19 protein-coding genes are annotated in these 18,476 nt (G+C 73.8%); 9 read left to right on the top strand and 10 right to left on the bottom strand.

Translation table 11 applies throughout. The features are described from left to right. Positions 1–68: 68 nt before the first annotated feature. The 4 genes from ACH5AO_RS31205 to ACH5AO_RS31190 all read left to right on the top strand — a co-directional run bounded on the left by ACH5AO_RS31205 (position 69) and on the right by ACH5AO_RS31190 (position 4,504). Positions 69–950, top strand: coding sequence for a GntR family transcriptional regulator (locus ACH5AO_RS31205; protein WP_398930495.1), 882 nt, complete (start codon positions 69–71; stop codon positions 948–950). Beyond that, positions 950–1,705, top strand: a complete 756-nt coding sequence (locus tag ACH5AO_RS31200; RefSeq protein WP_398930493.1) for an HAD family hydrolase — start codon at positions 950–952, stop codon at positions 1,703–1,705. Before ACH5AO_RS31205 ends, ACH5AO_RS31200 begins: the two co-directional genes overlap by 1 nt. A 133-nt stretch (positions 1,706–1,838) precedes the next feature. Continuing rightward, positions 1,839–2,447 (top strand): TetR family transcriptional regulator, encoded by a 609-nt coding sequence (locus ACH5AO_RS31195; RefSeq protein ID WP_398930491.1) that lies wholly within the window; start codon positions 1,839–1,841, stop codon positions 2,445–2,447. Between the two features lie 44 nt (positions 2,448–2,491). After that, positions 2,492–4,504, top strand: a complete 2,013-nt coding sequence (locus tag ACH5AO_RS31190; RefSeq protein WP_398930489.1) for a HelD family protein — start codon at positions 2,492–2,494, stop codon at positions 4,502–4,504. Between the two features lie 6 nt (positions 4,505–4,510). On the opposite strand, the gene ACH5AO_RS31185 is transcribed toward ACH5AO_RS31190, so the two are convergent. Next, the gene (locus ACH5AO_RS31185) at positions 4,511–5,398 is read right to left on the bottom strand and encodes an NAD(P)-dependent oxidoreductase (RefSeq protein ID WP_398930487.1); all 888 of its coding nucleotides are present in this window, start codon (positions 5,396–5,398) and stop codon (positions 4,511–4,513) included. A gap of 50 nt (positions 5,399–5,448) precedes the next feature. On the opposite strand from ACH5AO_RS31185, the gene ACH5AO_RS31180 reads away from it, so the two are divergent. Next, positions 5,449–5,793 (top strand): winged helix-turn-helix transcriptional regulator, encoded by a 345-nt coding sequence (locus ACH5AO_RS31180; RefSeq protein WP_398930485.1) that lies wholly within the window; start codon positions 5,449–5,451, stop codon positions 5,791–5,793. 173 nt (positions 5,794–5,966) lie between these two features. Continuing rightward, the gene (locus ACH5AO_RS31175) at positions 5,967–7,196 is read left to right on the top strand and encodes an aminotransferase class V-fold PLP-dependent enzyme (RefSeq protein WP_398930483.1); all 1,230 of its coding nucleotides are present in this window, start codon (positions 5,967–5,969) and stop codon (positions 7,194–7,196) included. Between the two features lie 10 nt (positions 7,197–7,206). On the opposite strand, the gene ACH5AO_RS31170 is transcribed toward ACH5AO_RS31175, so the two are convergent. From ACH5AO_RS31170 to ACH5AO_RS31140, 7 genes are all read right to left on the bottom strand, one after another. After that, positions 7,207–7,806 carry a DinB family protein gene (locus tag ACH5AO_RS31170; RefSeq protein WP_398930481.1) on the bottom strand — a complete coding sequence of 200 codons (600 nt, stop codon included), beginning with the start codon at positions 7,804–7,806 and terminating at the stop codon, positions 7,207–7,209. Between the two features lie 88 nt (positions 7,807–7,894). Further along, the gene (locus ACH5AO_RS31165) at positions 7,895–8,527 is read right to left on the bottom strand and encodes a glyoxalase (protein ID WP_398930622.1); all 633 of its coding nucleotides are present in this window, start codon (positions 8,525–8,527) and stop codon (positions 7,895–7,897) included. Between the two features lie 632 nt (positions 8,528–9,159). Next, positions 9,160–9,684 (bottom strand): ATP-binding protein, encoded by a 525-nt coding sequence (locus tag ACH5AO_RS31160; RefSeq protein ID WP_398930479.1) that lies wholly within the window; start codon positions 9,682–9,684, stop codon positions 9,160–9,162. A 68-nt stretch (positions 9,685–9,752) separates the two neighbouring features. Beyond that, positions 9,753–10,313 (bottom strand): hypothetical protein, encoded by a 561-nt coding sequence (locus ACH5AO_RS31155; protein ID WP_398930478.1) that lies wholly within the window; start codon positions 10,311–10,313, stop codon positions 9,753–9,755. Between the two features lie 113 nt (positions 10,314–10,426). Continuing rightward, complete coding sequence (locus ACH5AO_RS31150; protein ID WP_398930476.1) at positions 10,427–12,079, bottom strand: DUF6297 family protein; 1,653 nt, start codon at positions 12,077–12,079, stop codon at positions 10,427–10,429. After that, the gene (locus ACH5AO_RS31145) at positions 12,072–12,734 is read right to left on the bottom strand and encodes an ATP-binding cassette domain-containing protein (RefSeq protein WP_398930474.1); all 663 of its coding nucleotides are present in this window, start codon (positions 12,732–12,734) and stop codon (positions 12,072–12,074) included. Before ACH5AO_RS31145 ends, ACH5AO_RS31150 begins: the two co-directional genes overlap by 8 nt. Then, positions 12,734–13,474: a class I SAM-dependent methyltransferase gene (locus ACH5AO_RS31140; protein ID WP_398930472.1), complete on the bottom strand. Its 741-nt coding sequence runs from the start codon at positions 13,472–13,474 to the stop codon at positions 12,734–12,736. The genes ACH5AO_RS31145 and ACH5AO_RS31140 overlap by 1 nt, the downstream gene beginning before the upstream one ends. Before the next feature lie 361 nt (positions 13,475–13,835). On the opposite strand from ACH5AO_RS31140, the gene ACH5AO_RS31135 reads away from it, so the two are divergent. The 3 genes from ACH5AO_RS31135 to ACH5AO_RS31125 all read left to right on the top strand — a co-directional run bounded on the left by ACH5AO_RS31135 (position 13,836) and on the right by ACH5AO_RS31125 (position 15,439). After that, positions 13,836–14,294, top strand: a complete 459-nt coding sequence (locus ACH5AO_RS31135) for a helix-turn-helix domain-containing protein (RefSeq protein WP_398930470.1) — start codon at positions 13,836–13,838, stop codon at positions 14,292–14,294. Between the two features lie 78 nt (positions 14,295–14,372). Then, positions 14,373–14,978 (top strand): hypothetical protein, encoded by a 606-nt coding sequence (locus ACH5AO_RS31130; protein WP_398930468.1) that lies wholly within the window; start codon positions 14,373–14,375, stop codon positions 14,976–14,978. A gap of 128 nt (positions 14,979–15,106) precedes the next feature. Then, positions 15,107–15,439: a DUF2516 family protein gene (locus ACH5AO_RS31125; protein ID WP_398930466.1), complete on the top strand. Its 333-nt coding sequence runs from the start codon at positions 15,107–15,109 to the stop codon at positions 15,437–15,439. A 58-nt stretch (positions 15,440–15,497) separates the two neighbouring features. Here the strand turns inward: ACH5AO_RS31125 and ACH5AO_RS31120 are convergent, their stop codons facing one another. Both ACH5AO_RS31120 and ACH5AO_RS31115 read right to left on the bottom strand, forming a co-directional pair. Next, positions 15,498–16,850, bottom strand: a complete 1,353-nt coding sequence (locus ACH5AO_RS31120; RefSeq protein ID WP_398930464.1) for a PP2C family protein-serine/threonine phosphatase — start codon at positions 16,848–16,850, stop codon at positions 15,498–15,500. Positions 16,851–17,297: 447 nt separating this feature from the next. After that, entirely contained in the window at positions 17,298–18,386 is a 1,089-nt protein-coding gene (locus ACH5AO_RS31115) for a C40 family peptidase (protein ID WP_398930462.1), read from the bottom strand. Positions 18,387–18,476: the final 90 nt, after the last annotated feature.

The following is an 18,476-nucleotide window of genomic DNA, read 5'->3' as shown; positions in this document are numbered from 1 at the left end:
TCCTACTTGGTTTTTACTCATAAACAACTCCCGAACAACTCCCGTCAGATGGATCAAGGTTGTAACGTTTGGTCGTGTCTCAGGAGAATGCGTCGGTGCACGGCAGCAGCAGGCTCTCGCCGCAGGAGATCGCCGACATCCTGCGGGAACGCATCCGGTCCGGCGCTCTCAGGGCGGGCGACCGGCTGCCCACCCAGGCCGAGCTGGCCGAGGAGTTCGGCGTGGAGCGCGGCGCCGTCCGCCAGGCCCTGTACGCGCTCCGGGACGACGGCCTGCTCACCAACGTCGGCAAGGGCAGCCCGCCGCGGATCGCCGAGCCGGACCCCGCCCGGGAGGGCCCCCAGTCGACGATGGTGGGACTGGCGCCGCGCCTGACGAGCGCGTTCTCGGCGGCCCGCGTGCGGATCGACGCGGTGTGCATGACCGCCGAGAGCCTGATGCTGGCGGTGAGCGAACCGGTCCGGCACATCCACGAGCAACGCATCCGCCCCGAGTCGGTCGACGTCCGGGTCCTGCTGCCCTCCCGGAGGATCAATCTGGCCTTCCCCGTCCCGGTCGAGGGCGGGGACGGCGCCGAGGGCCCGGTCCACGAGCGGTGGCTGGCCCAGCGCAACGCCCAGGCCCGGGTGCTCCAGCACAATCTCCGGACCCTGCGCGTCACCCACGGCGTCGACGTGCGCGTCTCCTTCCGCGCGCTGCCGTTCACCCCGCCCGTGAAGCTGTACCTGCTCAACGGGGAGGAGGCGCTGATGGGCTATTACGTACTGACTCGGCGCGAGGAGGAGTGGGAGAGCCGCAGCCTCGAGATGTACGACGCCCTGGGCTCCCAGTCCCTGCTCTTCTCCTTCGCCCAGCGGGACGGACAGCGGGAGCGGGCGTTCGTGGAGGAATCCCGGAAGTGGTTCGACGCCCTCTGGGAAACCATCACCACGGACCTGACACTCTCCTAGTGACCTCTGAGACGAAGCGGACCGGGACCGACGACGAACTCGATGGACTGCGGCACCTGATCGAAGGCGCCCGTGTCGTGCTGTGGGACTTCGACGGCCCCGTCTGCCGCCTGTTCGCGGGCCACTCGGCGGAGCGGGTGGCGAACGGCCTGACGTCCTGGCTGGAGAGCCGGGGACTGCACGGCCTGCTGACGGAGACCGAACGCGAATCCCCGGACCCGCACGTCGTCCTGCGCGCCGTCGACCGCCGGCACCCCGGCGGCGACCTGGCCGCGGAGCTGGAGGAGCGGCTCACCCGGGAGGAACTGCGCGCCGCCGCCTCGGCGATGCCCACCCCGTACGCCGATCCGCTGATCCGCACCTGGACCGCGGTGGGCTCCCGGCCGGCCGTCACCACCGACCACTCCCCGCGCGCCGTGCGCGAGTACCTCGCCTCCCGCGGCCTCGGCGCCTGTTTCGCGCCCCACATATACGGCCGCACCCAGGAGCTGGACCGTCTCAAACCCGACCCGGACTGCGTCAACCGGGCCCTGGACGCCCTGGGCGCCGCTCCGGAGACCTCCCTGATGATCGGTGACGCCCCGTCGGACCTGGCCGCCGCCCGGGCGGCCGGCGTCCCCTTCCTCGGCTACGCGCGCAACGAACGCAAGGACGAACTCCTGCGGAACGCGGGCGCCACGGCGGTCGTGCATTCACTGGGGACCGTCCTCCGGCTGGTCCGCGCAGGGGTCGGGCCCGAACCGTCAGCGCGGTGAGCATCACGCCGCGCGTGCTCCCGTCCGGGCGGAAGTGGTCCGACTCGGTCTGGTACCTGCTCTCCGGGTGAGCGGGGTTCCGCGGGCACCCGGGGAGGGACGGCGCCGGCCGGCGGGTGCGTAGGCTCGCGGCATGAGCGAGATCGGCCTGCGCGAGCGCAAGAAGCGGCGGATGTACCGGACCGTGTCGGACACCGCGATCCGGCTCTTCCTGGAGCGGGGCTTCGACGCCGTGTCCGTCGCCGAGGTGGCGGCCGCGGCCGAGATCTCCAAGCCGACGCTCTTCCGGTACTTCCCGGCGAAGGAGGACCTCGTCCTGTACCGGATCGCCGATCACGAGGACGAGGCCGCCCGGGTGGCCGCGCGGGGGCCGGAGCCGGTCGAGGCGCTGCGACGGCACTTCCTGGACGGGCTCCGGCGGTGCGATCCGGTCACCGGCCTCAGCGACGATCCCGAGGTGCTGGCCTTCCACGCGCTGCTGTACGGAACACCGGCGCTGGTCGCGCGGCTGTACGGGCACCTGGAGCGGTCCGAGGAGGCGCTGGCCGGGGCGCTCGGGGGCGGGCTCGGCGCACGGCTGGCGGCGGGGCAGATCATCGCCGTACGGCGGATCCTCGCGCAGGAGAACTGGCGGCGGATCGCGGCGGGGGAGCGGATCGAGGACGTACGGGACGACGCGGTGGAAGCGGCCGGGCGGGCGTTCGGGGCGCTGGAGGAGACACTGCCACGCCTGTGTGACTGAGTAAAAAATGTAACTCGGTTGCTTTATTCGGTACGCTCGGTGGAATGACACCACCCGAGCCCGCCCTCGACCGGGAACGCGCGCACCACGACCGCTGCCGCACCGCCCTCGCCGCCATGGCCGACGACGCCGACGAACAGGTCGTCACCGGTGAGGACGTCTCCGCCTCCGGAGCCGACGCCGAGGTCCTCGGACGCCGGCTGCGCGGCCACGCCAGGGACCTGCGGGAACTGCCCCCGGGACCGCTGTTCTTCGGGCGGCTGGACTTCACGCGGGACGACACCGGCCACCCGGGGCAGAGCTACCACGTCGGACGGCTGCGGATCACCGAGCACCCCGCCGCCCCGCCCCTCGTCGTCGACTGGCGGGCACCCGTCTCCCGCGCCTTCTACCAGGCCACCGCCCGCGACCCGCAGGGCGTCGCCGTACGCCGGCGGTTCGGCTGGGCACCCGGCAGCCGGGGCGACTCCGCCGACCTGACCGGCCTGGAGGACGAGCACCTGGAGCGGGGCGAGGAACGCGTCAGCGACATCGTCGCCCGGGAGATCGAGCGGCCCCGCGTCGGGCCCATGCGGGACATCGCGGCCACCATCCAGCCCGAACAGGACGACCTCGTCCGCGGGGACCTGGACGTCTCCGTGTGCGTGCAGGGTGCCCCCGGCACCGGCAAGACCGCCGTCGGCCTGCACCGGGCGGCCTACCTGCTCTACACCCACCCGCAGCGCATCCGGCGCGGGGGACTGCTCGTCCTCGGCCCCAACCGCACCTTCCTCTCCTACATCTCCGAGGTCCTGCCCGCCCTCGGCGAGACCGGCGTACGGCAGTCGACCCTCGCCGAGGAGATCGCCCGGCACCCGGTCACCGGGACCGACGACGGGCGCGCCGCCGTCGTCAAGCACGACGCCCGGATGGCCGAGGTGCTGCGCCGGGCCCTGTACGCGCGGGTGCGCACCGGCCCGGCCGGCTCCCTCACCGTGCCCGACGGCTCGTACCGCTGGCGGGTCGAGGCGGAGGAACTGACCCGGATCGTGACGGACGTACGGGCCGAGGAGCCGCCCTACGACGTCGGGCGGGAGCGGCTGCGGGCCCGGATCGTGCGGGCCGTGCGGGAGCGGGCCGAGCGGCGCGGCGGCCCGCGCTCCGCCGCCTGGGCGCGCCGGATCGAGCGGTCGCGGCCGGTGTCCGCGTACGTCGACGCCGTGTGGCCGCGGGTCCGCGCGGAGGAGGTGGTGGCCGCGCTGCTGGGCGACCCCGAGGCGCTGGCCGCCGCCGCCGAGGGCGTACTGGACGACGGGGAGCGGAAGGCGCTGCTGTGGACGAGGGCGCCGCGGTCGTGGAAGTCGGCGCGCTGGTCGGCCGCGGACCTGGTGCTGCTCGACGAGGTCGCCGGGCTGCTCGAGCACCCCGCGGGATACGGGCACGTCGTGGTCGACGAGGCCCAGGACCTCTCCCCGATGGAGTGCCGGGCCATCGCCCGCCGGTCCGCCTTCGGCTCCCTCACCGTGCTGGGCGACCTCGCCCAGGGGACGACCCCCTGGGCGGCCCGCTCGTGGCCCGCGGCGCTGCGGCACCTGGGGAAGCCGGACGCGGCCGTGATCCCGCTGACCACCGGCTTCCGGGTGCCGCGGGCGGTGCTCGCGCTCACCAACCGGCTCCTGGAACGACTGGACGTCGACGTCCCGGCGGCCCGCTCCCCGCGCGGCGACGGCGAGGTGCGCGTCCGGGAGGCCGCCGGGCCGGACGAGGTGCCGGACGCGGTCGTGGCCGCCGTGCGGGACGCGCGGGAACGGGAGGGCTCCATCGGTGTCGTGGCGGCGGACGCGGACGTGCCCCGGCTGCGGCGGGCGCTGGCCGGGGCGGATCCGGAGGTACTGGACGAGCGGGTCGACGTGGTGCCGGCGAGCCTCGTCAAGGGACTGGAGTACGACCACGTGGTGGCCGTCGAACCCGCGGCGATCGCGGAGGCGGAGGAGCGGGGGCTGCACCGGCTGTACGTGGTGCTGACCCGGGCGGTCTCCCGGCTGGAGGTGGTACGGGCGCGGGAGCTGCCCTTCTGACCCCCGTCAGCGGCCGGCGAGCAGTTCGGCGACCCGGGTGAAGCCGTCCGTGCCGTGGCCGAGGGCGATGACGCGGCGGGCCTGCCCCTCGATCACGCGCATCACGCTCGCGTCGATGCCGTGGGCCTCGGAGGCGTGGACGACGTGGGCCATGGTCGAGGCGGCCGAGGTGATCGGGTTGATCTCGCCCGAGTACGTGCCGGCGTCGGCGTCCGCCGCGAACTCGGCGAACAGCGGCGGCAGGATCGCCGCGATCCCCTGGGCGAAGGGGGCGAGCTCCGTCGCGGTGACGCCCTCCGCGCGGGCCACGGCGAGGGCGTGCGTGTAGCCGGCCATCGCCGTCCAGAAGACGTCGAGCAGCGCGATGTCGTACGCCGCGGCCCGGCCGATCTCCTCCCCGAGGTGGGTGTGGCTGCCGCCGAGCGCCGCAAGGACGGGCCGGTGCTCCCGGTACAGCTCCTCCGGGCCGCTGTGCAGGAACACCGCGTCGTCCGTGCCGATGGTCGGGGCCGGGGTCATGATCGCCCCCTCCAGGTAGCGGACGCCGTGCCGGCCGGCCCACTCGGCCGTGTCCCGGGCACGGCCGGGGGTGTCGGCGCTCAGGTTCACGACCGTACGGCCCTTGAGGGCGGCGGTGACGGCGTCCTGGCGCAGCACGGCGTCCGAGGCGTCGTGGTTCACCACGCAGACGACGGTGAGCGGGGCGGCGGCCACCGCCTCCTCGGGCGAGGCTGCCGGGAGCGCGCCCCGGTCGGTCAGCTCGGCGTCCCGGCCGGGCGTGCGGTTCCAGACGGTGGTGCGCACTCCCGCCTCCAGGAACGCGCCGGCCAGCGCCCGGCCCATCGGACCGAGACCGAGGACGGTGACGGAGGGCTGGTCGGTCTGCACGGACATGCTTCAACTCCCGTAGTATTCATGGCAATTACTGAGGAAAGGGGCACGGTATGGTGCACCGGCGCCACGATCCGGACGTCTGCGGGGTGACCGCCGCGATCGCCGTGATCGAGGGCAAGTGGAAGACCACGCTGCTGTGGCTGCTGGAGTCCGGCCCGCACCGGCCGGCCGAACTGCGCCGGAAGGTGCCGGGCCTCACCGAGAAGGTGCTGACCCAGGCGCTGCGCGAGATGGAGGCGGACGGGCTGGTGCACCGGGAGGTGCACGACGTGCTGCCGCTGAAGACGGTCTACTCCCTGACCGCGTTCGGCCGTGAGCTCGCCGAGGCGCTGGCACCCCTGTCCGACTGGGGTCACCGCCGACTGTCGCGGCTGGCGAAGGCCCCGGCCTCCTGACGGGCGGCCGTTCCCGCTCCCTTCCCGTCCGGCGCCCGCAACCAGGTTCGCCGCACGCCGCCGCGCTGCCAAGTACCCACAAAAAAGTGCGTACGCCTGCCGCCGGGACGCCTCGTGGCGCCGCGTTAGGATCCGGTGCTCCTCACGGCGGGGAGCCGACGGAGGGGAGTCAGGTGAGCGAGACCGAGACCGAGGTCGGCACCGCGCCCCGGCCCCTGCTGCTGGCCGACGGCCGGCCGGCGGCGCGGGCCTGGTCGCTGGACCCCGCACTGCGCCATCTCAACCACGGGTCCTTCGGCGCCGTGCCGCTGGCCGCCCAGGAGCGGCAGCGGGAGCTGCGGGCGCGGATGGAGAGCGCCCCTGTGGTGTGGTTCTCCGGGCTGCCGGAGCGGCTCGCGGCGGTCCGGGCCGAGCTCGCCGCCTTCCTCGGCGCGGACCCCGGCGACCTCGCCCTGGTGCCGAACGCGAGCGCCGGCGCGAGCGTCGTGTACGCGGGACTGGAGCGCCGGGGCGGCGGGGAGATCGTCGTCACCGACCACGGCTACGGCGCCGTCACGATGGGCGCCGAACGGCTGGCCCGCCGCTGGGGCGGCCGGGTGCGCACCGCCGGGGTGCCGCTGGACGCCGGCGAGGAGCGGGCGTACGAGGCGGTGATGGCCGAGGTGGGCGAGGCGACCGGACTCGTCGTCGTCGACCAGGTCACCTCGGCGACCGCCCGCCGGCTGCCGGTGGAGCGGATCAGCGCGGAGCTGCGGCGGCGCGGGATCCCGCTGCTCGTGGACGGCGCGCACGCGCCCGGGCTGATCGCCGCCCCGCTCGACGGGTGGGACGGCGACTTCTGGACGGGCAACCTGCACAAATGGGGCTGCGCGCCGCGCGGCACCGCGGTCCTGGTGGCGCGCGGTCCGCTGCGGGACGGGCTGTACCCGCTGATCGACTCGTGGGGCGCCGCCGACCCGTACCCCGGCCGCTTCGACCACCAGGGCACCCTCGACGCCACCGGCCCGCTGGCGGCCCCGACCGCCCTCGACTTCGTCGGCCGTACCTGGGGCTGGCCCGCCACCCGCCGGTACATGGACGAGCTGGCCGACTACGGCGCACGGGTCGTGGGCGCCGCGCTCGCCGGGCTGACCGGCGCGGACGCCTCCGTCGACGTCGGCATGCCCGTGCCCGGCATGCGGCTGGTGCGGCTGCCCGACGGTCTCGGCACCAGCCGCCTCGCGGCCGACGCCCTGCGCGACCGGGCGCCCGCGGAGCTGGGCGTCGAGGCGGCGTTCACCAGCTTCGGCGGAGTCGGCTACCTGAGGCTGTCCGCGCACGTCTACAACACGGCCGAGGACTACGAGTACTTCGCCGAGAAATGCGTCCCCGTCCTCGGCGAGTGGGCCCGCGCGGCACGGTGAGGGGCGCCGGTCACACCCCGCGGCCGGCCTCCCGGGCCACGCGCTCCAGACGGTCCCGGTAGGCCTCCCACCAGGCCGGGTCGTCCGACGGCAGGCTGGTGCCGGTCGGGCTCTCCCCCACGGCGCCGTCCAGGAGTTCGCGGAGGATGTCGGCGTGGCCGGCGTGCCGGTGGGTGTCGGCGATCACGCGGACCACGGCGTGGTGCAGCGTCAGTCCGTCCCTGTCGTCCGGCCACCACGGCACCCTGCCGGCCGTGTCCAGCGGCAGCGCCTCGATCGTCGCGTCCGCGTGCGCCCACGCCCGGTGGTACAGGCCGACGATGTCCTCGCGCGACTCCTCGGCGGTGGCCCACATGTCCCCGTTGGTCTCCGCCACGTCCGCGAGCCAGGGCAGCGGCTCGCCGGACGGCCGGCCGAAGGTGTCGCCCAGGTAGCCCAGTTCCACACCGGCCGCGTGCTTCACCAGGCCCAGGAGGTTGGTGCCGGTCGGCGTCATCGGACGTCGGACGTCGTACTCGGAGAGCCCTTCGAGTTTCCACAGCAGGGCGTCGCGGGCTTCCTGGAGATAGCGGCGGAGATCGGACACGGTGGTATCGGCTGCGGTGGTCATGCGGGTCAGTCTGCCGTGCGCGGCCCGCCGGACCGGCGGCCTCCGCGCCCGGGCGTCCCGTTCCCCCGGCGCACGGCGTGCGCCGGGGTCAGGAGGCGAGGGCGGCCGGTGACGCGGCCTGCCAGGCGAAGCCGTCCGGGTCCGTGAAGGCGCCCGCACCGCCGCCGATCACCAGCCGGTGCGATCCACTCCCCTCCGCGGAGACGCCGAGGTCCTTGGCGAGGGCACGGCGCCGGTACAGCGCCAGCTTGACGGGACTCGACTCCCCGCCGGCGAACTCGACGTACACACGGCCGAAGCTCTTCGCCACGGTGAGGCCCCGCTCGACGTAGAACCGCTTGCTCGCGGCCACGTCCTCGACGCCGAGCAGCAGCACGATCTCGTCGATCCGCCGGGTGACGGGGCCGCGGTCCTTCTTCGCCGAGGTCGCGACCTTCCAGATCGTCCCGTCCGAGTCCTGGACGACGCCGCCGTACCCCCAGAGCGACTTCGCGGCCGGCTTCAGCGGTACGGCACCGGCCTCCACGGCGGTGCCGATGAGGCTGTCGACGTCACCCGGCTGGGACACCGTGAGCCCCAGGGTGAACCCGCGGAACCCGCTCGTGGCCTCCTGGGAGGCGCGCAGCCCTATCCGCGAGTCCAGCCCGAAGGCGGCGGACTGGAACCGGCGTGCGGCCGCGATGTCGGCCACGTCGAGCGTCACACTGTCGATGGATGTCATGCCCTCCACGCTAGGAGTCCTCCGCCTCCGGAGGCTTCTCGATTCCTGACCGGTCTTCCCCGACCCCGGACCCGACCCCGGACCCGACCCCGGACCCGGCTCCGGCTCCGGCCCCGGCGCGGCCGTCCGGTCGGCCGCACCGGGGCGATGACGCCGCCGGGCCGGTGCGGACAGGTGCAGGTCCAGGCCCATCGCGTAGCCGACGATGCTGTCCTCGTGGCCGTGCTGGAAGCGTTTGATCACACGCTGGACGGGCCAGACGACGGAACCGTCGGGAAGGCGGAGCCTGAGGTCCACCTCGCTGTGCGGGTCCTCGTCGTCGGCTTCCCAGGCCCCGCCGGTGCTGCGCCGGACCGTCTCCCCGAGGTAGGCGCCCAGGGCGAACAGGCGCGGCCCCAGATCCGTCGCGAGGAGGCCGCCGGGCACCGCGATCCCGTGGTCGCTGTGCTCGGCCATGAAGCGCTCGACGTCCCGCAGACTCGTGGGCGTGAAGTCCGCCCGGTACCCCGAGCCGTTGAGCGCGCGGGCGATCCAGGCGGCGCTGGTGCGGACGTCGTCCAGGAGGGTTCGTGTGGCGGCGGCGGTCGCAGTCATGTCCGGAATCCTCGCCGACGGCACTGACAACGGGCGGCTCAGCCCTTGACGGCCTCCGCGATCCGCAGGGCCGCCTCGGCCGGGGTGAGGTGGGTGGTGTCGACGACCTCGGCCTCGCGGTGCAGCCAGGTGCGGGCCGCCTCGGCGTAGGGCTCCAGGTGGCTGAGCCGGAAGGGGGAGTCCGGGCCGAGGACCGTGTCCCCCGCGATGCGTCCGCGCAGGGTCTCCCGGTCGGCGTGGAGGACGAAGTGGCGTACCGGGATGGAGTGGTGGGCGAGGCCCGCGCTGATCTCGCGCCAGTACTCCTCGACCAGGACGGTCATGGGCATCACCAGGGTGCCGCCGGTGTAGTCGAGGACGCGGCGGGCGGTCTCGACCACGAGCGGCCGCCACGGCGGCCAGTGCTGGAAGTTGTCCGTACCGGGCAGCCGCGGCGTGATGTCCATGAGCGTCTCGCCGACCTTCTCGGCGTCGAACACCCGTGAGTCCGGGAGCAGCCGCTGCACGAGCGGGGCGGTCGTCGTCTTGCCCGCGCCGTGGGTGCCGTTGATCCACACGATCACGGGCCCCACGGTAGCGCCTTGTCCGGTGCGGCTCCGGTGTTTTCCAGAGTGACCGAGCACGGTGGTCGTCACCTTGAGGTCGTTTGCGGTCCTGTCGTCACCAGTGCCGAAGGCCGCCTTCGGCGTGTGCCGGGTTCCGCTTCCCTTTCCGGCGCCCCAGCGGGACTTCCCGCCCGCTCCGCGTGGTCCCCCTGACCTCGCGTCGGTACCGAAGCGTTCGGGCGCACGGGGCAGCGGATCGAGGACCAGGGGTTCGGCCGAACCGTCCGGGACGGGTGCCGGGGTGCGCCGGACAGGGCGGGGGCGATCAGCAGCTCCGGTTCGCCGAAGCTCAGCAGCCGCGGTGCGCGCAGCTCCGGGACCGGGTGGGCCGCTGCGAACTCCTCGAAGTCGCGCATACGGGCGAACCGCCGCCGCGCGTCCGGCTTCAGCGGATCCACCTGCTTGACGAAGACGTCCACCCCGGTGTCCGTCGTCCCCGTCACACTCTGGTTGCTGCCCAGCGGCGTCGACGTGTCCGAGCCTGCCAGGCCGCCCAGTCCGAGCCGGTCCAGCGGCACGTTCACGGCCGTCGACGAGCCGAGACCGGTGGCCGGAGCCGAAGCCCGCGTCACATTGTTCACCCTCATAACGGCGTTCCCCCGTCGAAGTCATCGGGCCGGACGGACTCGCGGAACAAGGAAGTCATGGAGCCAAGGAGGTCGTGGAGCACCGCGGTCGCAGGGCGACCGGCCCCATGGGCTCATCGGCCGCGCATGGTTCGGCGCGCCGTCACCCCTGCCCACCAGGTCATCCCCACCCCGACGACCAGCGGCCACAGCAGACCCACGGCATCCGGCTCGCTCCCGCGCACCGGACCGTCCACGACCGCCAGGCAGCCCAGCGCCACCAGTGGTCCCCGTGCCTGCCACAGCAACGCCGCGAGCGGCCCCGTGTCACCCAGTGGCGTCATCGAACCGATCATCAGATGCACCGGCACGACGCCCCGGTAGGCGCTCACCAGCGCGGCGCCGACCAGCGAGGGCACCAGCGCGGGCAGGACCAGCAGCCGGTCCGACCACAGGCCGGCCCCCGCGGCCGCCGCCGCGCACAGGGCGGACAGCACCAGCAGCCCTGCCGCGGGCACCGCCCCGTGCCACAGCGCCAGCACCCGGGCGGGCCAGGGCAGATGCGCCGAGCGCCGGACGTCGTCCGTCTCCAGACGTGCCGGTTCCGCCAGCTGTGCCGCGGCCAGATACCCGGCCGGCAGCGCCATCAGCGGCACCGCGGCCGGTGTGCCGTCCAGGCACAGCAGCGCCACGGCCACGGCGGCCCAGATCGCTGCCCACGCCGGCCGCCCCGGTGCGCGCAGCAGCGCGGTCGCATCCCGCCACGGGACGAGCAGCCACACCCGTCGCGGGAACGGCGGACGCACGGTGGAGCGCACGGTGCGCGAGCGAGTGGCTCGTACGGCCGTCCGTGCCTGCCGCAGATCCAGGGAGTACAGGGACGCCTGCACCCGCAGCGCGGTGCCCGCCTGGGTGCGCAGTACCCGGGCCGGGATCCGTACTGCCGCGTCGGCCCCTGCCCGGCCCGCGGTGGCCAGCACCAGGAGCGACAGGGCGGCCCCGGCCCACCCGGCTGCCGCGGGGGCCCCGCCCGCCACCGCCACCAGCGGCAGCGCGGCCCAGCCCCACGGCCCCGACCAGGGCACGACCTGTTCCCCGGCCCATGAGCCGCCCGCCAGCGAGACGGCGGCGAGCAGCCAGAGGACCGCCACCACCGCCCACGCCGTCCGCCGGACCCAGGCCCCGCGTCGCAGTGCGGTGTCGCAGTGGCGCTGGACCAGGGTGGCCAGGGCGGTCCCGGTGAAGCCGGCCGCCGCGCCCGTCAGCGCTCCTCCGGTGGTCGCGGCCCACCAGGTGCCCGCCCCGAGGGCGTGCAGGAGGAACCCGGCCACCGCGCCGGCCGCGGTCGCGATCGCCGTGGTCGTCGCCGACGCCACGATGAATCGGGGCAGCAACAGGGCGCGGCGCAGCACGGGCTGCGGCAGCAGCCACGACAGGGCTGCCCGCTCCAGCAGCACCGGCCCCTGCCACATGGCCCGTTCGGCCAGCATCAGCACCACGGTGGCCAGTACGGCGGGCAGGGTCGTCGGCAGCGCCGACAGCAGGCGCTCGGTCACCGGCCCCCGCAGCCGGCCGTCCGCGCCGGCCTGTGCTGCGGCGACCAGCAGGGGGACGCCCCAGATGCCGAGAAGCAGTGCCGTGCAGTACAGCGTGTAGGCGATGCTCTTGCGGCGCTCCTCACGCCGTCCCGCCCGGGCCATCCGGAGCCGGGCCAGGACCGCGCCGGTGTGGTGGGCGGCGCCGGTTTCGTCCGTGGTGCGCACCGGACGCGTCATCAGCTCAGCCACCGGACGCACCCGCGACCAGCAGGCCTTCGCCGGACACGGTGTACTCGGCGTCGGCCACGGCGTCCGCCAGTTCCCGGTTGTGGGTGGCCAGGAGCACCGCCGTCCCCCGCTCCTTCGCGGACCGCAGCCGTCCGGCCAGCCGGGTCCGGGCGTCCGCGTCGAGCCGCTGCTCGGGCTCGTCGAGCAGGAGCAGCTCGGCGGGCCGGACGAAGGCCTGCGCCAGCGCCATCAACTGGCTCTGCCCGGAGGACAGCTGGTGTGGCAGAGCGTCGGCGCGCTCGGCCAGATGGTGCTCGGCCAGCACCTCGTCCACCGCCTCCTCCGACCCGTCGCCCAGGCCGTGTGCCAGGGCGACGAGCATCAGATGCTCACGGACGCTCAGGTCCGGATAGCCCACCCCGCTGTCCAGGACGGCGGCGACGGTGGCCCGTACGGTCCAGTCGTCCTCGGAGACGGCCGTGCCGCGCAATGTGACGCTGCCCGATTCCGGGAGCTCCTGCCCGGCGGCGAGCCGCAGCAGGGTGGACTTCCCCGAGCCGTTCTCACCGAGCAGGACGACGCACTCACCCGCGCCGACGGTCAGGTTCACCCCGTTGAGGACGGCCCGGCCGCTGTACCCGTGCCGTACGTCCGTCAGTTCCAGCAGGGCGCTCATCACGCGGCGTCCGCTACCTCGTGGACCGGCACATGACGCCGGCTGCCGGAGCCGCAGGGCTCCTTCGACCGGCCCGCGTACCGCTCGACGAGCCGCAGACCCGCGCACCGGGCCATGGCGTCGATTTCGGCGGGCCAGGCGTAGCGCAGCGCGGTGTGGGCGGTGCGGGTCGGGCCGTCGGCGAGCAGGGCGAAGACCAGGACGATGAGCTGCCGTGCCTGAGGCACATGGTTGCTCTCCGGCATCACCGTGCCCGGGCCGAGGGAGCGGGTCGTGGTCTTCTCGCCCTCCTGCCGGTGGTACGGGGCGGGGGCGAAGGCCTCCAGGACCACCCGCCCGCCGGGGGCGAGACGCTCCCGCATCGCGCGCGGGCAGTCGATCCGCTGCTCCTGCTCGGGCAGCGAGAAGAACGTGCTGAGCGCCATCAGGACGACATCGTGCCGCCGACCCGTGGTGGCCGTGAGGAAGTCGCCCTCGACGGTCCTCGCGGCACCGGCGGAGTCCCGCGCGGCGAGATCGGCGAGCATACGGGCCGAGGAGTCGATGCCGTACACGTCCACCCCGCGGCCGGCCGGCGGCACGGCGAGTCGTTCGTTCCCCACGCCCAGCCCCAGCACGGACCCCCTGGACGGGCAGGGCGTCGAGACGAACTCCACGGTCTCGGCCGTGCCGGAGAGCGCGTCCGGGTACATCTGGTCGTAGATGTCCGCAAGAAGATCGTCGTAAGCGTTGGTCCCCATGGCGGGTGACGCTAGGCATGCCCCATTGAGCAGATCAAGAACACATGATCGGCGTGACCGGAGAACGGTCCTGTTGAGAAGAGGAATTCCCCGCGTTCAGGCAGTTGTTCAGCGGTCTCGAAGGGGTGAGCGGGCCTTGGCCCGGGGCCGAAAGTCTCCCTTGGCCCGCGGGCCCGTGACCGCGCGTGGAACGACACCGGTGCCGCCCCGGTGGGCGTCGAGAGGAGATTCACCCCACGCGGGAGCGCGGCGAGCGCCGATGCGCGGCCGCCGACCCGCACTCCGCGCCGCTGACCGTGTCGTGGCGCACTTTTGCAAGCAGGTGCTTGCAAAAGTTAGCGAGGTGGAGCAGTGTGGGGGCATGGCATCGCTCAACGTCGGCAATCTCGGTGAGTACCTGCGCGAGCAGCGGCGCAGCGCGCAGCTGTCGCTGCGGCAGCTCGCCGACGCCGCCGGGGTGTCCAACCCGTATCTCAGCCAGATCGAGCGCGGGCTGCGCAAGCCGAGCGCGGAGGTGCTGCAGCAGGTCGCCAAGGCGCTGCGGATCTCCGCCGAGACGCTGTACGTCCGGGCCGGCATCCTCGACGCCGAGCGGGACCGGTCCGAGGCCGAGACGCGGGCCGCCCTCCTCGCCGACCCCGCCCTGACCGGGCGTCAGAAGCAGGTGTTGCTCCAGATCTACGAGTCGTTCCGCAAGGAGAACGGGTTCGGGAGCGCCGAGGACGGTGAGGCGACGCCCGGGGAATCCGAGGCCGTCGACGCCCCCGCGGGCGGCACGGCCGGCGACGACGACACCGGTCCGCGGCGGACGGCCGGCTGAGCCGGACCAGGGCACCGGCCGCCCGACGCGGACCAGACAGAACCCTCAGCCGAAAACGAATCCGGGAGGACCATCACCATGGCCATCACCGACGACCTGCGCAAGACCCTCAGCGACCCGACCCCGCTCTACTTCGCCGCCGGTACCGCCGACCTCGCGCTGCAGCAGGCCAAGAAGGTGCCGGCCCTGGTGGAGCAGCTGCGCGCCGAGGCCCCGGCCCGCATCGAGGCCGTGCGCAACACCGACCCCAAGGCCGTCCAGGAGAGGGCGACCGTCCGGGTCCGGGAGACGCAGGAGACGCTCCAGACCAAGGTCGGCGAGTTCCTCGGCTCGCTCGACACCGACCTGAAGAAGCTCGGCGAGAACGCCCAGGACCTCGCGCTGCGCGGGGTCGGCATCGCCGCCGAGTACGCCGTCAAGGCCCGGGAGACCTACGAGAAGGTCGCCGAGCACGGCGAGCAGGCCGTGAAGACCTGGCGCGGCGACGCCGCCGAGAGCATCGAGGACATCGCCGTCGCCGTCGAGCCGGCGGCCGAGCCGAAGCCGGCGGCCCGGCTGGAACCGGTCGAGGTCAAGGACGACAAGCCCGCCGCCGACGACTCCGACGCGGTGCGGAAGCCCGCCGCCAAGAAGACCCCGGTGCGCAAGGCCGCGGCGAAGAAGACGACGCCGCCCGCGAAGTAGGCGGGACGAACCGGACGGGCCGGGCACTCTCACGGTGCCCGGCCCGTTGTCCGGGTAGCCGGCCGGTGGATGCGGGTACGGTGACGGCGTAGAGGACGAGACGAGTCTGGTGGTGGACCGTTGTGCTGATGCAGGGCTTCGCGGGATTCATGTGGCTGCTGAGCATGGCCCTGATCGTGTTCAGCGGCTTCGCGCTGATCGACGCCGCCACGCGCCGTGAGGACGCCTACCGAGCGGCCGACAAGCAGACCAAGCCCTTCTGGCTGATCGTCCTCGGCATCGCCTTCGTGGTGAACCTGATCTTCAACATACTGTCGTTCCTGCCGATCATCGGGCTGATCGCGACCATCGTGTACATGGTCGACGTCCGCCCCGCGCTCCGCGGCCTCCCCGGCGGCGGGCGCGCCCGCAAGGGCTCCAGCAGCGACGGCCCCTACGGCCCGTACAACGGCGGCCGCTGAGCGGGGGAGGTCCCGGGCGGCCGAGTGACGGAGGCTCCGGGCGGCGGCGGACCCCCGCTCACGCCGTCCGGTCGAGCAGCAGTACCGCCACGTCGTCCGTCAGCTCGCCGCCGTTGAGGTCCCGGACCTCGTTGACGGCGGTGCGCAGCAGCTCCTCCCCGCGCAGACCCTCGGAGAGCTGGCGGCGGATCATCTCCACCATGCCGTCCTGGCCGAGCCGTTCCCCGGTGTCGCCGACCCGGCCCTCGATCAGGCCGTCGGTGTAGAGCATCAGGCTCCACTCGGCACCCAGCTCCACCTGCGTCCGCGGCCAGCGGGCACCCGGCAGCAGGCCCAGCGCCGGGCCGTTGTTGTCGTAGGGCAGCAGGCGCACGGGGTGACCCGGGCGGATGAGCAGCGGCGACGGGTGGCCGGCCAGGCACAGGCCCGCCCGGCGGCCGTCCGGCGCGATGTCCACCGTGCACAGGGTCGCGAAGATCTCGTCGTCCGGCCGCTCGTGCTCCAGCACCTGCTGCAGCGTGCCCAGCAGCTGGTCGCCGCAGAGCCCCGCCAGGGTCAGCGCGCGCCAGGCGATGCGCAGCTCCACACCGAGCGCGGCCTCGTCCGGGCCGTGCCCGCAGACGTCGCCGATCATGGCGTGCACGGTGCCGTCCGGGGTGCGGACGACGTCGTAGAAGTCCCCGCCGAGCAGGGCCCGGGAGCGGCCGGGGCGGTAGCGGGCGGCGAACCGCAGCGGGGAGCCGTCCAGCAGCGGGGTGGGCAGCAGGCCGCGTTCCAGCCGGCGGTTCTCCTGGGCGCGCACGCGGCCCTCGGCCAGCCGCCGCTCGGCGGAGTCGGACCGCTTGCGCTCCACCGCGTACCGGATCGCCCGGCTCAGCAGCCGGCCGTCCAGCTCGTCGCGGACGAGGTAGTCCTGGGCGCCCACCCGTACGGCCTCGGCGCCGCGCTCGGTGTCGTCGGCGCCGGTGAGCGCGAGGACGGCGTGCCGGGGCGCGAGCTCCAGGACGTGCTTGAGCACGGCGAGCTCGTCGTCGCCGTCGCCCGCCCGGCCGGGCGCGGGCAGCGCGAGGTCCAGCAGGATGCAGTGGACGTCGTCGGTCAGCAGCCGTTCGGCCTCGGTGAGGTTGCGGGCGGCGCGGACGCGGATCGGCTTGCCGGACTGGTCGAGCAGCTCCGGCACGATCGGCGACCCGCCGGGGTCGTCCTCGATCAGCAGCAGGGTGAGGTTGGTGTGGGCGGCCGTCTCGGCCCGGGCCGGCGCGGTGCCGGTCCGGTCGGTGGCGTTCTCGGACGGGGCCGCCGCCCTGGCCTCCGGGGAGTCCTGGACGGGGCCGCCGTTCGGTGCGGCGGCCGGCGCCTGACCACCTTCCGCGGCCGGGATCGCTCTCTGCCGCGGTATGGGTGCGGGCATGGTTGCGGGTTCCTTCCCTCCCCCCGAGGGCACGGCGGGGCTTCGGCCGTAGGCCTGTGCCCGGCTCCCACCTCCGTGTGCGAGCAGGGGACGCCCCTTCGAACGGGGACCATAGCGGCTGACGGCGCCGCAGCGGAATGGCGTGAGCCACGCCGCTCCGCCGTCGGCCACCGTCATATGCCGCGTTTACTGCCGCACTTGGACAGCCCGCGGCCACCACGGGGATGACGAACGTCACGTCCGCAGGGGGTTTGACCGCAAGATCGACGTGCCCTGGGTCACGTGGCGTGTGTCACCGGGGTGTTGAGCGGCCGCCCCGGGGGCGAACCGGGTGGGCGGACACCGCTCGGCCCGCGTCCGTGGCCGCTCCGGGGTGCGCTGTTCAGTCCGCGTCCGCCTCGGGCGTGCTGCTCGGCCCGCGTTCGTGGCCGCCTCGGGGCGCGCCGTTCAGTCCGTGTCCGCGTCCGGCCGTACCACCCCGAGGATCGGCATCGATCCGGCCCCCGCGAGCGTCACCGTCCGCCCCGGGCGCGGGGCGTGCACCATCATGCCGTCCCCGACGTACATCCCCACGTGGCTGGCGTCGCCGAAGTAGATGACGAGGTCACCGGGCCGCATGTCCTCGATGTCGACGCGCTTCAACTGCTGCCACTGCGCCTGCGACGTACGCGGCATGCTCCGCCCGGCCGCGATCCAGGCCTGTGAGGTCAGTCCGGAGCAGTCGTACGTCTCCGGCCCCTCGGCTCCCCACTGGTACGGCTTCCCGATCTGCGCGGTGGCGTACGCGACGGCCTTCTCGCCCTGCTTCGTCGCCTCGCCCCTGATCTCGTCGAGGATGCCGGAGCCCAGCCAGGTGGCCTGCGCCTCGGCGGCGGCCTGCCGCTCCAGCCGGGCCAGGCGCTCCTTCTCCTCCTCCTCCAGCTGGGACTCGAGCTTCTCGGCCGCCTCGATCCGCTTCTCGATCTTCTTCTGCGCCGCGGCCTTGGCCTTGCGGCCCGACTCGAGCTTCTTCATCTGCGCTTCGGCGTCCTGCGCGTACTGCTCCAGGTCCTGCTGGGTGCGGGTCATCTCCCCGAGCATGCCTCTGGTGGCGTGCTCGCCCTGGCGCACCCGGCCCGCGCCGTCGAGGAAGTCCTGCGGGTCGTCGCTCAGCACCAGGTGGGCCTCGGGCGGGAGCCCGCCACCGCGGTACTGGGCGGCGGCCGCGGCGCCCGCGCGGGCCTTCAGCTCCTTGAGTCTCTCCCGGCCCTCGACGATCTTCTTCGCCAGCCGGACGATCTGGGAGGACTGCTGCCGGGCCTTCTCCTCGGCGGCGTTGTACTCGTCGGTGGCGACGGCCGCCGCGCGGTAGAGCTCGTCGAGCTTCTCGCGGACGATCTCGAGGTCCTCGTCGGCGACCACGGTGACGCTCGCGGTCGTACCGGGGGACGGCGGGGGAGCGGGAGCCGCGAACGCCGTACCGGGCACCGCCAGTACGGTGACCGCGCAGACCACGGCCACCGCCGCCGTGAGCAACCCGCGCTTGCCCGTTCCCATGACCGCTACCCCCGCTTGATTAACCGTCAGTAACATCCCCTCATCCGGGGATGCTGCCACGCCGGCGCGTGAAACGACAGGGGGAGTGCT

Origin of the sequence: Streptomyces sp. NPDC018964 (assembly GCF_044390325.1) — a bacterium.
Taxonomy (GTDB): Bacteria; Actinomycetota; Actinomycetes; order Streptomycetales; family Streptomycetaceae; genus Streptomyces.
This window is presented reverse-complemented; position numbering and strand designations above follow the sequence as displayed.

Bases quoted from the DNA above. Each gene is read 5' to 3' on its own strand.
- ACH5AO_RS31195 (WP_398930491.1), top strand. From the start codon at position 1,839: ATGAGCGAGATCGGCCTGCGCGAGCGCAAGAAGCGGCGGATGTACCGG.
- ACH5AO_RS31190 (WP_398930489.1), top strand. From the start codon at position 2,492: ATGACACCACCCGAGCCCGCCCTCGACCGGGAACGCGCGCACCACGAC.
- ACH5AO_RS31185 (WP_398930487.1), bottom strand. From the start codon at position 5,398: ATGTCCGTGCAGACCGACCAGCCCTCCGTCACCGTCCTCGGTCTCGGT.
- ACH5AO_RS31180 (WP_398930485.1), top strand. From the start codon at position 5,449: ATGGTGCACCGGCGCCACGATCCGGACGTCTGCGGGGTGACCGCCGCG.
- ACH5AO_RS31170 (WP_398930481.1), bottom strand. From the start codon at position 7,806: ATGACCACCGCAGCCGATACCACCGTGTCCGATCTCCGCCGCTATCTC.
- ACH5AO_RS31165 (WP_398930622.1), bottom strand. From the start codon at position 8,527: ATGACATCCATCGACAGTGTGACGCTCGACGTGGCCGACATCGCGGCC.
- ACH5AO_RS31155 (WP_398930478.1), bottom strand. From the start codon at position 10,313: ATGAGGGTGAACAATGTGACGCGGGCTTCGGCTCCGGCCACCGGTCTC.
- ACH5AO_RS31145 (WP_398930474.1), bottom strand. From the start codon at position 12,734: ATGAGCGCCCTGCTGGAACTGACGGACGTACGGCACGGGTACAGCGGC.
- ACH5AO_RS31140 (WP_398930472.1), bottom strand. From the start codon at position 13,474: ATGGGGACCAACGCTTACGACGATCTTCTTGCGGACATCTACGACCAG.
- ACH5AO_RS31135 (WP_398930470.1), top strand. From the start codon at position 13,836: ATGGCATCGCTCAACGTCGGCAATCTCGGTGAGTACCTGCGCGAGCAG.
- ACH5AO_RS31130 (WP_398930468.1), top strand. From the start codon at position 14,373: ATGGCCATCACCGACGACCTGCGCAAGACCCTCAGCGACCCGACCCCG.
- ACH5AO_RS31125 (WP_398930466.1), top strand. From the start codon at position 15,107: ATGCAGGGCTTCGCGGGATTCATGTGGCTGCTGAGCATGGCCCTGATC.
- ACH5AO_RS31120 (WP_398930464.1), bottom strand. From the start codon at position 16,850: ATGCCCGCACCCATACCGCGGCAGAGAGCGATCCCGGCCGCGGAAGGT.
- ACH5AO_RS31115 (WP_398930462.1), bottom strand. From the start codon at position 18,386: ATGGGAACGGGCAAGCGCGGGTTGCTCACGGCGGCGGTGGCCGTGGTC.